Genomic DNA, 13,053 nt, shown 5'->3' on the forward strand with positions numbered 1-13,053 from the left:
ACCGCTCGGCGCAACAGTCCTCACCCGCCCCGGCAGCTTTCTGCCATGGGGGCGGGTGCGGACCGGCGTCACATACGAAACGGAAGGGTCAGTCCCTCACAGGAGGGATCAGTCCTTCACCTCGAAGGTGCGGAACGCGGTCTCCCGGAGCTGCCGGCACTGCTTGTCCGACCAGGTGCCCGCCTTGCAGGAGAGCATGATGGCGTAGCCGTGGTCGCCGTCGGCCTTGAAGCCGCGGTTCAGCACGCGCACCTTCTGACCGTGCTGCTCACGGGTGAACGACCAGTCGGCGACGGTCGGGTAGTTCCGCCAGTCGGCCTTCTTGATGCCGATGAGGTGGTAGCCGGAGCTGCTGCCGCGCACCGCGGGCTCCAGGCTCCGCCAGGCCGCCGCCGCGTCGTCCGTCGGCTTGGGGTTGTAATCGACCTGAATGCGCGGGAACCCGCCGGACGCGCTGTATATGGCGCCCGAGCCCTGCCCCGCCGTGGCGGTCTGCTTCCACCCCTTCGGCATCGCCATCGAGAAGTGGAACCGGCCGTTGGAGATGTTCTCGAAGCCCGCCGGGACGTCCTTGCCGTCGCTCTCGTTCTCGTCGGGCTCGTCCTCGTCCGGCTCGTCCTCGTCGCCCGCCGGCTCGCTGCTCGCCGACCCGTCCGGCGAGGCGCTGCCGGTCTCCGGGCTCGCCTTGCCGTCGCTCTTCGGCCCGTCGGAGGACGCGGGGGCCGCGTCGGCGCTCTTCTTCCCCTCGGCCGCGCCCTTGTTGCCCGTGTCGTCCCCGCCGCTCAGCGCGAAGGCGAGCACCGTGCCGAGCACCGCGAGGACGGCGACCACCGCGACGATGACGAGCGTGCGCTTCGGTACGACGTCGGTCAGCGAGGCCCGGCCGACACCCGTCGACGCGCGGCCGGACGCGGGCGCCCCACCGGACGCCGGCTCGGAACGGGTCGCGGCGGCGGCCGTCGCGGCGTTGCGCACCGACTTCAAGGCGCCGCGCATCCGCTCCCTGGCCGGCTCGGCGGCCGCGCCCGCGGACGCGGCGGCGGGTCTCGGCGGCGCCGCGGGCTTCGGCGGCAGCGCCATCATGCGCGTCGCCTCGGCGGGCTTCTCGGGCGGCTTGGGGCCGGTGTCCTCGGGTGCGTTGACGGCGTCCGTCAGCAGCGCGCGGGCGGCCTCGTCCGACAGCCGCTGCGCCGGGTCCTTCACCAGCAGCCCGTAGATGACCTCTTCGAGTCCGGCGGCGTTCTTCGGCGGGTCCACCGGCTCGGTCATCACCGCGGTCAGGGTGGCGATCGCCGAACCCTTGTCGTACGGGGGCACGCCCTCGACGCAGGCGTACAGCAGGCCGCCCAGCGACCACAGGTCGGACGGCGGGCCGGGCTTCTGGCCACGGGCGCGCTCCGGCGCGATGTACGAGGGCGCGCCGACGAGCATGCCGGTGGAGGTGACCGAGGGGTCGCCCTCGACCTGGGCGATGCCGAAGTCGGTGAGCACGACCCGGCCGTCCTCGGCGATCAGGACGTTGGACGGCTTCACGTCGCGGTGCAGGATGCCCTCGCGGTGCGCGGCGCACAGCACGTCGAGGACGGCGAGGCCGACCTCGGCGGCGCGGCGCGGGGTGAGCGCGCCGTCGTCGCGGATGACCTCGGCGAGCGAGCGGCCCTCGACCAGCTCCATGACGATCCACGGGCGGTCGTCCTCGTCGACCACGTCGTAGACCGTGACCGCGCCGTTGTTGCGGATCCGGGCAATGGCCTTGGCCTCGCGCAGCGTACGGGTGATCAGGCGGCGCTTCTCGTCCTCCTCGACCCCGCCCGGGAAGCGCAGCTCCTTGACCGCGACCGTGCGACCGAGGACCTCGTCCCGCGCCCGCCAGACCGTCCCCATGCCACCCCGGCCGAGGACATCGGCCAGCCGGTAACGGCCGGCGAGCAGCCGGCCCGGCTCGCCGTCCTTGGCGCTCTTGGCGTCCTCGTCGCCCACTGAATCCCCTCTGCAATCCAGCCGAGTTGGCAACCTCAACACCAAACTGCCCCAACTCGGACAACCCACCCTGGCAGAGCCTTCATTCTCCCTCATCCGTGGCGGTGGGGAAGGCCCGGGTCCAGCAGGAGTTTGCGCTGGGCACCCGTCATGATGGGCCCGACGACCGGGAGTCCCGATTGACCTTGCGATCCGTGAATTTTAGCCGCGCGGCAGCGCTGACGGCTGCCTTCGGCGTGCTTCTCGTGGCCGGATGTGCCGCCCACCACCGTGCCCCGGCGCACACCGCCTCGCCGGACGCGCCCGGCGCACGGTCCCCCGCCGGGGCACGGCCGGGCCCCGGCGCGGCCGCACCGCCGCCCGCGGCCCGTACGCCGCGCCCCAGCCCGAAGAAATCCGCTCCCGGCCGGGCCACGCCGCCCCGTACCCGGCACACACCCGGACCGCCGGCCGGGCCGCGGCACACCGCGCGGCCGCCGAAGCCCGCGACGGCCCGGGCCGTCCGCGCGCTGGCCGCGGGCGAGGCGCCGGGGGCCGCCGCGCTGACGACCCGTGACGGACACCGGTACGCCTCGCGATTCACCGCGGCGGGCGTGTCGGACGTGCGGACCGACCGGCGCATCACCCCCGCCGACCACTTCCGCGCCGGCAGCCTGACCAAGACCTTCATCGCCACGGTCGTGCTCCAGCTGACCGCCGAGCACCGGCTCTCCCTGGACGACACCGTCGGCCGGCTGCTGCCCGGACTCGCGCCCGGCGCCACGGACCCGCGCGGCATCACCGTCCGCGAACTGCTGGACCACACCAGCGGCCTGTACAACTACACCGTCGACCCGGAGCTGTCGGCGGAGCTGCGCGGCGCCGGTTTCACGGCCCACCGCTACGACACGTACACCCCGGACGAACTGCTCCGGATCGCGCTGTCCCACGCCCCGGCGGACGCGCCCGGCGCGCGGTACGCCTACTCCAACACCAACTACCTCGTACTGGGGCAGATCATCGAGGCGGTCACCGGACACACGTACGCCGCTGAGGCGCGGCAGCGGATCATCGCCCCGCTGGGCCTGTCGGGCACGTCCTTCCCCGGGACCGACCCGCGCCTGCCGCGGCCGTACGGGCGCGGCTACTCCCAGGTGGGGACGGAGCGGGTGGACAGCACGGCGCTGGACCCCAGCCGGGCGGGCGCGGCGGGCGAGCTGGTCACGACGCTCGGCGACCTGAACCGTTTCTTCTCGTCGCTGCTCGGCGGCCGGCTGCTGCCGCCCCGTCAGCTCGCCCAGATGCGGGACGAGGAGGACACGGACGGGGTGTACGGGCTGGGCCTGTACGGCACGCGGCTGTCGTGCGGCGTCACGGTCTGGGGCCACGACGGCGACATCAACGGTTCGTATGCGCAGACGGCGGCCACCCCGGACGGGCAGCACGTGCTGACCTTCCGGCTGAACACGGATCAGCCGGACACGCCCCGGCGCATCCACGACCTGCTGACGGCGGAGTTCTGCCCGCGCGCCTGACGTCCGCGCGCCGGGGGCGGTGTCCGGTGGTGGTCACCCATCACCGGACACCGCCCCCGGCGCGCGCTCATCGCGGCACGATGTCCGGCGCGCCGAGCCGGGCCGCGTCCGCCGTCAGGTCGTCCGGCTGCCGCTGGGACTCGCGCTCGGCCTCCACGCGCTTCTCGTAGTGCTCGATCTCCCGGTCGACCTGGTCCTGGTCCCAGCCCAGCGCCGGCGCCATCAGCTCGGCGACCTCGCGCGCGCTGCGGGTGCCCCGGTCGAAGGTCTCGATGGAGATCCGGGTGCGCCGGGTCAGCACGTCGTCCAGGTGCCGGGCGCCCTCGTGGGTGCAGGCGTAGACGACCTCGGCACGGAGGTAGTCGTCGGCGGCGGCCAGCGGCGCGCCGAGCGACGGGTCCTCGGTGATCAGCGCCAGCACCTCCTCCGCGAGCGAGCCGTAGCGGTTCAGCAGGTGCTCTATGCGGGCGACATGCAGGCCGGTGCGCGCCGCGATGTGCGCCCGCGCGTTCCACAGCGCCTTGTACCCCTCCGCGCCGACCAGCGGGACGTCCTCGGTGACGCAGTCCGCGACCCGCTGGTCCAGCCCGTGCACCGCCTCGTCCACCGCGTCCTTGGCCATGACCCGGTACGTCGTGTACTTGCCGCCCGCGACCACGACCAGGCCCGGTACGGGGTGCGCGACGGTGTGCTCGCGGGACAGCTTGCTCGTCGCGTCCGACTCGCCCGCCAGCAGCGGCCGCAGGCCCGCGTAGACGCCCTCGACGTCGTCCCTGGTCAGCGGGGTCGCGAGGACCGCGTTCACATGCTCCAGGAGGTAGTCGATGTCGGCGCTGGAGGCGGCCGGGTGCGCCTTGTCCAGGTCCCAGTCGGTGTCGGTGGTGCCCACGATCCAGTGCCGTCCCCAGGGGATGACGAACAGCACGCTCTTCTCCGTGCGCAGGATCAGCCCGGTGGTGGAGTGGATGCGGTCCTTCGGCACGACCAGGTGGATGCCCTTGGAGGCGCGGACGTGGAACTGGCCGCGCTCGTTGATCAGCCCCTGGGTGTCGTCGGTCCACACGCCCGTGGCGTTGACGATCTGCCGGGCGCGCACCTCGTACTCGCCGCCGGCCTCCACGTCCTGCACGCGCGCGCCGACCACCCGCTCGCCCTCGCGGAGGAAGCCGATGACCCGGGCCCGGTTGGCGACCGCGGCGCCGTACGCGGACGCGGTGCGCACGATGGTGGCGACGTACCGGGCGTCATCCATCTGGGCGTCGTAGTACTGCAATGCGCCGACCAGCGCGTCCTTCTTCAGGCAGGGCGCCACCCGCAGCGCGCCGGAACGGGTGAGATGGCGGTGGGCCGGCAGCCCCCGGCCGTGCCCCGAGGAGAGCGACATCGCGTCGTACATCACCACGCCGGTCCCGGCGTACCAGCGCTCCCAGCCCTTGTGCTGGAGCGGATAGAGGAACGGCACCGGCTTCACCAGATGCGGCGCGATCCGCTCCAGCAGCAGCCCGCGTTCCTTCAGCGCCTCCCGTACCAGCGCGAAGTCCAGCATCTCCAGATAGCGCAACCCTCCGTGGATCAGCTTGCTGGAGCGCGATGACGTGCCCGAGGCCCAGTCCCGCGCCTCGACCAGGCCGGTGGACAGTCCGCGTGTCACCGCGTCCAGAGCGGTGCCCGCGCCGACGACTCCGCCGCCGATGACCAGCACGTCCAGCTCGCGTTCCGCCATCCGTGCCAGTGCTCCGGCGCGCTCGGCCGGTCCCAGTGTCGCTGTCCTCACCACTGCCTCCCGCTTCGGTCGGTGCTGTGATCGCTGCCACACCCCGTAGTCGATTCTGTCCGGAGGTGACGGGGCCAGCCACCCTCCGCGCGCTGACTGGGTGGGAAGACGCCACTCCGCACCCTTGATCCACCAATCCCCAGTCTGGGTCAAATGTCGGCTTAGTCTACTTATGCGTCACCTGGAATCGCTCGGGAAGGACGGCCAGCAGCATGCCCGCAGACCTCGCCGTCATCGGACTCGGCCACATCGGCCTCCCCCTCGCCCAGGCCGCCGTCGCCGCCGGCCTCGGCACCATCGGATACGCCCCCGAACCGCACACGGCCGCGGCGCTCGGCGCCGACGGCCCGCTCTCCCCCACCGAAGTGCGCCGGCTGCTCACCGCCGGCTTCCGCACCACCACCGACCCCGCCGCGCTCGGCCGGGTCCGTACGGCGGTCATCTGCGCCCCGACCCCGCTCGGCGAGGACCGCGCCCTGGACCTGCACGCGGTGGCCGACGCCGCCCGCACCCTCGCCGCACATCTGCGCCCCCACACCACGGTGATCCTTGAGTCGGCGGGGTACCCCGGTACCACCGAGGAATTCCTCCGGCCGCTCCTCGAAGCGGGCTCCGGCCTCACCGCGGGGCGCGACTTCCACCTCGCCTGCTCCCCCGCCCGGTACGACCCCGGCAACCGCCGCTACGGGCACGCCAACACCCCGAAGGTCATCGGCGGCCTCACCCCCGCCTGCACCGAAGCCGCCGCCGCCTTCTACGGCCGGCTCACTGACAAGGTCGTCCGCGCCCGCGGGCCCAAGGAAGCCGAGACCGCCGGCCTCCTGGAGACCAACTACCGGCACGTCAACATCGCCCTGATGAACGAGATGGCCGTGCTCTGCCACGACATCGACGTGGACCTCTGGGACGTCATCCGCTGCGCCGAGACCAAGCCCTTCGGCTTCCAGGCCTTCCGCCCCGGGCCCGGCGTCGGCGGCCACGCGGCCCCCGTCGACCCCCACCACCTCGCCGGCCGGGGCCGCACGTCCGGCGGCCACCCGCTCCGCATGGTCGAACTGGCCCAGGAGGTCAACGGGCGGATGCCCCGGTACGTCATCCAGCGCTGCGCCACCCTCCTCAACGAGCACGGCAAGTCGGCGCGCGGCGCCCGCATCCTGCTCCTCGGCGTCACGTACAAGCCCGACATCGCCGACCAGGAGGGCTCACCGGCCCGCGAGATCGCCGCCCGGCTGCTGGAGCTGGGCGCCCATCTGACGTACCACGACCCGCACGTCCCCCAGTGGCGCGTCCACGGCCGCCCCGTGCCCCGCGCGGACTCCCTCTACGAGGCCGCCTCCGGCGCCGACCTCACCCTGCTCCTCCAGCACCACCGCACGTACGACCTCCAGGGCCTGGCGGTCAAGGCGCAGCTGCTGCTGGACACGCGGGGAGCAACGCCCACGGGGGCTGCGTACCGGCTGTGAACGCCCGCGGGCATGCGAGAGGGGTCCGGCCGCAGCGGCCGGACCCCTCTCGTGAGGATGCGCGTATCAGGCGGTCACCGTGACCTCGACCCGCTGGAACTCCTTCAGGTCGGAGTAGCCGGTCGTGGCCATCGCACGGCGCAGCGCGCCGAAGAAGTTCATCGAACCGTCCGGCGTGTGCGACGGGCCGAGCAGCACCTCCTCGGTCGTGCCGACGGCACCGAGGTCCATGCGCTTGCCGCGCGGCACGTCCTCGTGGACGGCCTCCATGCCCCAGTGGTGGCCGCGGCCCGGCGCGTCGGTGGCGCGGGCCAGCGGGGAGCCCATCATCACGGCGTCGGCGCCGCAGGCGATGGCCTTGGGCAGGTCGCCGGACCAGCCCACGCCGCCGTCGGCGATCACGTGCACGTACCGGCCGCCGGACTCGTCCATGTAGTCACGGCGCGCGGCCGCGACGTCCGCGACGGCGGTGGCCATCGGGACCTGGATGCCCAGGACGTTACGGGTGGTGTGCGCGGCGCCGCCGCCGAAGCCCACCAGCACACCCGCCGCGCCGGTACGCATCAGGTGCAGCGCGGCGGTGTAGGTCGCGCAGCCGCCGACGATGACCGGGACGTCCAGCTCGTAGATGAACTGCTTCAGGTTCAGCGGCTCGGCGGCGCTGGAGACGTGCTCGGCCGAGACGGTGGTGCCACGGATCACGAAGATGTCCACGCCCGCGTCCACGACGGCCTTGGAGAACTGGGCGGTGCGCTGCGGGGAGAGCGCGGCGGCGGTGACCACACCGGAGTCGCGCACCTCCTTGATGCGCTGGCCGATCAGCTCTTCCTTGATCGGCGCCGCGTAGATCTCCTGGAGGCGGCGGGTCGCGGCGGCCTCGTCCAGCTCCGCGATCTCCGCGAGCAGCGGCTCCGGGTCCTCGTACCGGGTCCACAGGCCTTCCAGGTTGAGAACGCCCAGACCGCCCAGCTCACCGATGCGGATGGCGGTCTCCGGGGAGACCACGGAGTCCATCGGCGCGGCCAGGAACGGCAGCTCGAACCGGTAGGCGTCGATCTGCCAGGCGATCGAGACCTCCTTCGGGTCGCGGGTGCGCCGACTCGGTACGACGGCGATGTCGTCGAAGGCGTACGCCCGGCGGCCGCGCTTGCCGCGCCCGATCTCGATCTCAGTCACTGTGTGGCCTTTCCTCTGTGTCTGCCGTTCCAGTATCCCCGACACGCTGAGGAGCCCGCGGACGGGCGTCCGCGGGCTCCCCCTCAAGCCGTGTGGCCCGGAACCGGGCCTACCCGCTCAGCGGGCGTTGTAGTTCGGTGCCTCGACCGTCATCTGGATGTCGTGCGGGTGGCTCTCCTTGAGGCCCGCCGAGGTGATCCGCACGAAGCGGCCCCGCTCCTGCAGCTCCGGAACCGTGCGGCCGCCGACGTAGAACATCGACTGGCGCAGGCCGCCGGCGAGCTGGTGGACGACCGAGGAGAGCGGGCCGCGGTAGGGCACCTGGCCCTCGATGCCCTCGGGCACCAGCTTCTCGTCGGAGGCGACGCCCTCCTGGAAGTACCGGTCCTTGGAGAAGGACTTGCGGTCGCCGCGGGTCTGCATCGCGCCGAGCGAGCCCATGCCCCGGTAGGACTTGAACTGCTTGCCGTTGATGAACAGCAGCTCGCCCGGGGACTCCTCGCAGCCGGCGAGGAGCGAGCCGAGCATGACCGTGTCGGCGCCCGCGACCAGGGCCTTCGCGATGTCACCGCTGTACTGGAGGCCACCGTCGCCGATGACCGGGACACCGGCCTCCTTCGCGGCGAGCGAGGCCTCGTAGATCGCGGTGACCTGGGGGACGCCGATGCCGGCGACCACGCGGGTGGTGCAGATGGAGCCGGGGCCGACACCGACCTTGATGCCGTCCACGCCGGCGTCGATCAGCGCCTGGGCGCCGTCACGGGTGGCGACGTTGCCGCCGACCACGTCGACGGAGGAGTTCGACTTGATCTTGGCGACCATGTCGCCGACCAGCCGGGAGTGGCCGTGCGCGGTGTCCACGACGATGAAGTCCACGCCGGACTCGATCAGTGCCTGGGCCCGCTCGTACGAGTCACCGGCGACGCCGACCGCGGCGCCGACCAGCAGCCGGCCCTCGGAGTCCTTGGCGGCGTTCGGGTACTGCTCGGCCTTCACGAAGTCCTTGACCGTGATGAGGCCCTTGAGGACGCCCGAGTCGTCGACCAGCGGCAGCTTCTCGATCTTGTGGCGGCGGAGCAGCTCCATGGCGTCCACGCCGGAGATCCCGACCTTGCCCGTGACCAGCGGCATCGGCGTCATGACGTCACGGACCTGGCGGCCGCGGTCGGTCTCGAAGGCCATGTCGCGGTTGGTGACGATGCCGAGCAGCTTGCCCGCCGCGTCGGTCACCGGCACGCCGCTGATGCGGAAGCGCGCGCAGAGGTCGTCGGCCTCGGCCAGGGTCGCGTCCGGGTGCACCGTGATCGGGTCCGTGACCATGCCGGACTCGGAGCGCTTGACGAGGTCGACCTGGTTGGCCTGGTCCTCGATGGAGAGGTTGCGGTGCAGCACGCCGACGCCGCCCTGACGGGCCATGGCGATCGCCATCCGGGCCTCGGTGACCTTGTCCATCGCCGCGGACAGCAGCGGGACGTTCACGCGGACGTTCTTCGAGATGTACGAGGAGGTGTCGATCTGATCGGGCGCCATGTCCGAGGAGCCCGGCAGCAGCAGCACATCGTCGTAGGTCAGCCCGAGTGTCGCGAATTTTCCGGGCACTCCGTCGACGTTGGTCATGACACCTTCCCAATGGCCTTGATCAGTGCGGATGTCCATGCTAACGGGAATGACCGGTGGCTCATTCCACGAGCAAGATCACCCGCATTTTTTGTACCTTCACACGTACGGATCAGGGCGCGCCGAGGCCGCCCCGCTCCGTACGCGGAGCGGCGGCGCCTACTGTTCGGCGAGCGCCCGGAGCCGGCTGAGCGCGCGGTGCTGCGCGACCCGTACGGCACCCGGCGACATCCCCAGCATCTGCCCGGTCTCCTCCGCCGTCAGCCCGACCGCCACCCGCAGCAGCACCAGCTCCCGCTGGTTCTCCGGCAGGCTGGCCAGCAGCTGCTTGGCCCACTCCGCGTCACTGCTGAGCAGCGCCCGCTCCTCGGGCCCGAGCGAGTCGTCCGGCTGCTCCGGCATCTCGTCCGAGGGCACGGCCGTGCTGCCGGGGCCGCGCATGGCTGCCCGCTGCAGATCGGCGACCTTGTGGCCGGCGATGGCGAAGACGAACGCCTCGAAGGGCTTTCCGGTGTCGCGGTAACGCGGCAGCGCGCAGAGCACCGCCACGCAGACCTCCTGCGCGAGGTCCTCGACAAAGTGCCGCGCGTCGCCGGGCAGCCTGGAGAGCCGCGTACGGCAGTAGCGCAGGGCGAGCGGGTGCACGTGCGCGAGGAGGTCGTGCGTCGCCTGCCGGTCCCCCTCGACGGCACGTGCGACGAGCCCGCCGATCTCCTGGGTCCCGTCCTCGCGCATCGGTCCATGGTGCCTTGACGCCGCACGGTTCGCGGCATCGCCCCCGTAGTTGTGCACCGAAGTGTTATGCGTCGGTGTGCCAGCACTCACGTCCCACGCCTCCCCCTTTCGGGTGTTGCCCATGCCGGACCCGAGACGTCGCCCACGGCGTTCAGCGGTGCCGCGCGGCACCGTCAGGGGCATGTCCGTCATGAGGTCTCTTCTGGCCGAGTGAGAAGCCCCGGCCCTGGAGCCGGGGAGGAGTCACACCTCAAGCATGCGGCATCGCGTGAGGTTTCGGCGCCGGACGGCGGCACAGCGGGGCCGTGGCACGCGCCACCCCGTCAGGACGGCGCGCGCCGCGGCCCCGCTGTGCCCTCATGCGGCGGACGGCTCAGCGGACCAGGCCCCAACGGAAGCCGAGCGCCACGGCGTGCGCGCGGTCGGAGGCGCCGAGCTTCTTGAAGAGCCGTCGGGCGTGCGTCTTGACCGTGTCCTCGGAGAGGAACAGCTCGCGCCCGATCTCGGCGTTGGACCGCCCGTGGCTCATGCCCTCCAGCACCTGGATCTCCCGCGCGGTGAGCGTCGGGGCCGCACCCATCTCGGCGGACCGCAGCCGGCGCGGGGCGAGGCGCCAGGTCGGGTCGGCGAGCGCCTGGGTGACGGTCGCGCGCAGCTCGGCGCGCGAGGCGTCCTTGTGCAGATAGCCGCGGGCGCCGGCGGCGACGGCGAGCGCCACCCCGTCGAGGTCCTCCGCGACGGTGAGCATGATGATCCGGGCGCCCGGATCGGCGGACAGCAGCCGGCGCACGGTCTCGACACCGCCGAGGCCCGGCATGCGTACGTCCATCAGAATCAGGTCCGAGCGATCGGCACCCCAGCGGCGGAGCACTTCCTCGCCGTTGGCCGCGGTCGTCACGCGCTCGACGCCGGGGACGGTCGCAACCGCCCGACGGAGCGCCTCTCGGGCAAGCGGGGAGTCGTCGCAGACGAGGACGGAAGTCATGGCCGTCCTCCGCAGCTGATGCGCGTCACGTTGTGCCTCCAGGCTGGTACGTATCGTCACCTGTGCGATTGACGGCCTCGGACACCTGCCCGGGGGGTCCCTCTGTCAACCGCTTCCGCACTCTCAACGACGGTCACCCGAAAGAGTTACGGGCTGAGGAGCCGTTTTCGACACTCTATGTGAGGGGCCGGACACGCAGCAGCAAGACCCGCGCCCCTTGGCGCCACACTTTCTGCAAGCAGTCCGCTTTGCCCTGTTTGGTGACTTTTCTTCCGTGTTTCTTGGTTCTGGGGCAAGATTCGAGAAGAGTCATATTTACATCTACTTAGACGGTAGATGTACGGTCTTGACCAGGAGCCCGATACCGCCACGCTTCGAGGGGACTAGCAATGGCAGATTTCTCCCGCCTTCCGGGCCCGAACGCAGACCTCTGGGACTGGCAACTGCTCGCCGCCTGCCGCGGCGTGGACAGTTCGCTCTTCTTCCACCCCGAGGGCGAGCGCGGTGCGGCCCGCAGCGCGCGCGAGACGTCGGCGAAAGAGGTCTGCATGCGCTGCCCGGTACGTGCCGAGTGCGCGGCGCACGCGCTGGCCGTTCGTGAGCCCTACGGCGTCTGGGGAGGACTGACCGAGGACGAGAGGGAAGAGCTGATGGGCCGGGCCCGCCACCGCCTGGTGCCGGCGGGCGGCCCGGGGCACGCGACGATGTCCGGCGGCTGACGCCGGGCCCGACACCCGAACAGGCGAAACGTTTCTCCACCGCAGCCGCCGACGGCGGTGCGGCCTCCCGTACCGCCGGGAGAGCGGTACGGGAAGGTCAGCGGCGGCCCGCGGCCGCCAGCTGGTCGAGCATCGCCGTCACCGCCGGGACCTGGGCCAGGTCCGGGAGGGTGAGGGCCACGATCTCGCGCTGCACGACCGGCTCCAGCACGATCGTGCGCGCGCCCTTGGGGCGTACCGAGGACAGCGCCAGCTCCGGGAGCGCGGCGACGCCCAGCCCTGCGCCGACGAGGCCGATCACGGCCGGATAGTCGTCGGTGGCGAAGTCGATGCGCGGCGTGAAACCGGCGTTCTCGCACACCGAGACCAGGTGCCGGCGGCAGCGCGGGCAGCCCGCGATCCACGGCTCCTCGGCCAGCTCGGCGAAGCCGGCCCGGCCGACGCCGGCGAACCGGTGCTGCTCGGGCACGAGCCCCACCAGCCTGTCGGTGAGCACCCGGCGGACGACCAGGTCGTCCCACTCGGACTCGGCGGCCGGGTCGGCGCCCGGCACTTCGGGGTAGCGGAAGGCCAGCGCGATCTCGCAGTCCCCGCCGCGCAGCATCTCGATGGAGCGCGGCGGCTCCGCCTCGTCCAGCGACACCGCCGTACCGGGGTGCGCCGACCGCATCGCGGCCAGCGCGGTCGGCACCAGCGTCGAGCTGCCCGAGGGGAAGGACACCAGCCGCACCCGCCCGGCCCGCAGTCCGGCGATCGCGGCGACCTCCTCCTCGGCGGCGGTGAGCCCGGCGAGGATGCCGGCGGCGTGCCGGACGAGGGCTTCGCCCGCCTCCGTGAGACGCATTTCACGGCCGGTGCGGACGATCAGCGGGGTGCCCGCCGACTGCTCCAGCGCCTTTATCTGCTGGGAGACGGCGGGCTGGGTGCAGCCGAGCTCCCGTGCGGCGGCGGAGAAGGAGCCGGTCCGGGCGACGGCACGCAGCACACGGAGATGACGAGCCTCGATCATTCCTCAAGCATAAGCACTACTTGGGGCGCAGTCGGAATATTCGGTCACAGCTTTGGAGCAGCCAAAGCCCGCAGGAGGCGG

10 protein-coding genes are annotated in these 13,053 nt (G+C 72.1%); 3 read left to right on the plus strand and 7 right to left on the minus strand.

The genetic code is table 11. The features are described from left to right. Positions 1–108: 108 nt before the first annotated feature. Entirely contained in the window at positions 109–1,980 is a 1,872-nt protein-coding gene (locus tag ACIGQF_RS14205) for a serine/threonine-protein kinase (protein WP_399709612.1), read from the minus strand. 179 nt (positions 1,981–2,159) lie between these two features. Between ACIGQF_RS14205 and ACIGQF_RS14210 the strand changes: the two genes are divergently transcribed. Then, positions 2,160–3,494 (plus strand): serine hydrolase domain-containing protein, encoded by a 1,335-nt coding sequence (locus ACIGQF_RS14210; protein ID WP_399709615.1) that lies wholly within the window; start codon positions 2,160–2,162, stop codon positions 3,492–3,494. A 67-nt stretch (positions 3,495–3,561) separates the two neighbouring features. Here ACIGQF_RS14210 and ACIGQF_RS14215 read toward each other — a convergent pair whose 3' ends face one another. Next, positions 3,562–5,268: a glycerol-3-phosphate dehydrogenase/oxidase gene (locus ACIGQF_RS14215; RefSeq protein WP_399709619.1), complete on the minus strand. Its 1,707-nt coding sequence runs from the start codon at positions 5,266–5,268 to the stop codon at positions 3,562–3,564. A 212-nt stretch (positions 5,269–5,480) separates the two neighbouring features. Between ACIGQF_RS14215 and ACIGQF_RS14220 the strand changes: the two genes are divergently transcribed. Then, entirely contained in the window at positions 5,481–6,731 is a 1,251-nt protein-coding gene (locus ACIGQF_RS14220) for a nucleotide sugar dehydrogenase (protein ID WP_399709622.1), read from the plus strand. 66 nt (positions 6,732–6,797) lie between these two features. Here the strand turns inward: ACIGQF_RS14220 and ACIGQF_RS14225 are convergent, their stop codons facing one another. The 4 genes from ACIGQF_RS14225 to ACIGQF_RS14240 all read right to left on the minus strand — a co-directional run bounded on the left by ACIGQF_RS14225 (position 6,798) and on the right by ACIGQF_RS14240 (position 11,244). Continuing rightward, positions 6,798–7,907, minus strand: a complete 1,110-nt coding sequence (locus ACIGQF_RS14225; protein ID WP_399709625.1) for a GuaB3 family IMP dehydrogenase-related protein — start codon at positions 7,905–7,907, stop codon at positions 6,798–6,800. A 117-nt stretch (positions 7,908–8,024) separates the two neighbouring features. Beyond that, entirely contained in the window at positions 8,025–9,524 is a 1,500-nt protein-coding gene (guaB, locus tag ACIGQF_RS14230) for an IMP dehydrogenase (protein ID WP_399709628.1), read from the minus strand. Between the two features lie 159 nt (positions 9,525–9,683). Further along, entirely contained in the window at positions 9,684–10,259 is a 576-nt protein-coding gene (locus ACIGQF_RS14235) for a sigma-70 family RNA polymerase sigma factor (protein WP_399709631.1), read from the minus strand. Between the two features lie 373 nt (positions 10,260–10,632). Further along, the gene (locus ACIGQF_RS14240) at positions 10,633–11,244 is read right to left on the minus strand and encodes a response regulator transcription factor (RefSeq protein WP_003948568.1); all 612 of its coding nucleotides are present in this window, start codon (positions 11,242–11,244) and stop codon (positions 10,633–10,635) included. A gap of 389 nt (positions 11,245–11,633) precedes the next feature. Between ACIGQF_RS14240 and ACIGQF_RS14245 the strand changes: the two genes are divergently transcribed. Continuing rightward, positions 11,634–11,963 (plus strand): WhiB family transcriptional regulator, encoded by a 330-nt coding sequence (locus ACIGQF_RS14245; protein WP_361558327.1) that lies wholly within the window; start codon positions 11,634–11,636, stop codon positions 11,961–11,963. A gap of 97 nt (positions 11,964–12,060) precedes the next feature. On the opposite strand, the gene ACIGQF_RS14250 is transcribed toward ACIGQF_RS14245, so the two are convergent. Further along, positions 12,061–12,972, minus strand: a complete 912-nt coding sequence (locus tag ACIGQF_RS14250) for a LysR family transcriptional regulator (RefSeq protein WP_399709636.1) — start codon at positions 12,970–12,972, stop codon at positions 12,061–12,063. Positions 12,973–13,053 lie beyond the last annotated feature (81 nt).

Origin of the sequence: Streptomyces sp. NPDC053560 (genome assembly GCF_044544605.1) — a bacterium.
Lineage (GTDB): Bacteria > Actinomycetota > Actinomycetes > Streptomycetales > Streptomycetaceae > Streptomyces.

Excerpts from the sequence above, each read along its gene's own strand:
- ACIGQF_RS14220 (WP_399709622.1), top strand. The coding sequence starts at position 5,481 with ATGCCCGCAGACCTCGCCGTCATCGGACTCGGCCACATCGGCCTCCCC.
- guaB (WP_399709628.1), bottom strand. The coding sequence starts at position 9,524 with ATGACCAACGTCGACGGAGTGCCCGGAAAATTCGCGACACTCGGGCTG.
- ACIGQF_RS14235 (WP_399709631.1), bottom strand. The coding sequence starts at position 10,259 with ATGCGCGAGGACGGGACCCAGGAGATCGGCGGGCTCGTCGCACGTGCC.
- ACIGQF_RS14240 (WP_003948568.1), bottom strand. The coding sequence starts at position 11,244 with ATGACTTCCGTCCTCGTCTGCGACGACTCCCCGCTTGCCCGAGAGGCG.
- ACIGQF_RS14245 (WP_361558327.1), top strand. The coding sequence starts at position 11,634 with ATGGCAGATTTCTCCCGCCTTCCGGGCCCGAACGCAGACCTCTGGGAC.
- ACIGQF_RS14250 (WP_399709636.1), bottom strand. The coding sequence starts at position 12,972 with ATGATCGAGGCTCGTCATCTCCGTGTGCTGCGTGCCGTCGCCCGGACC.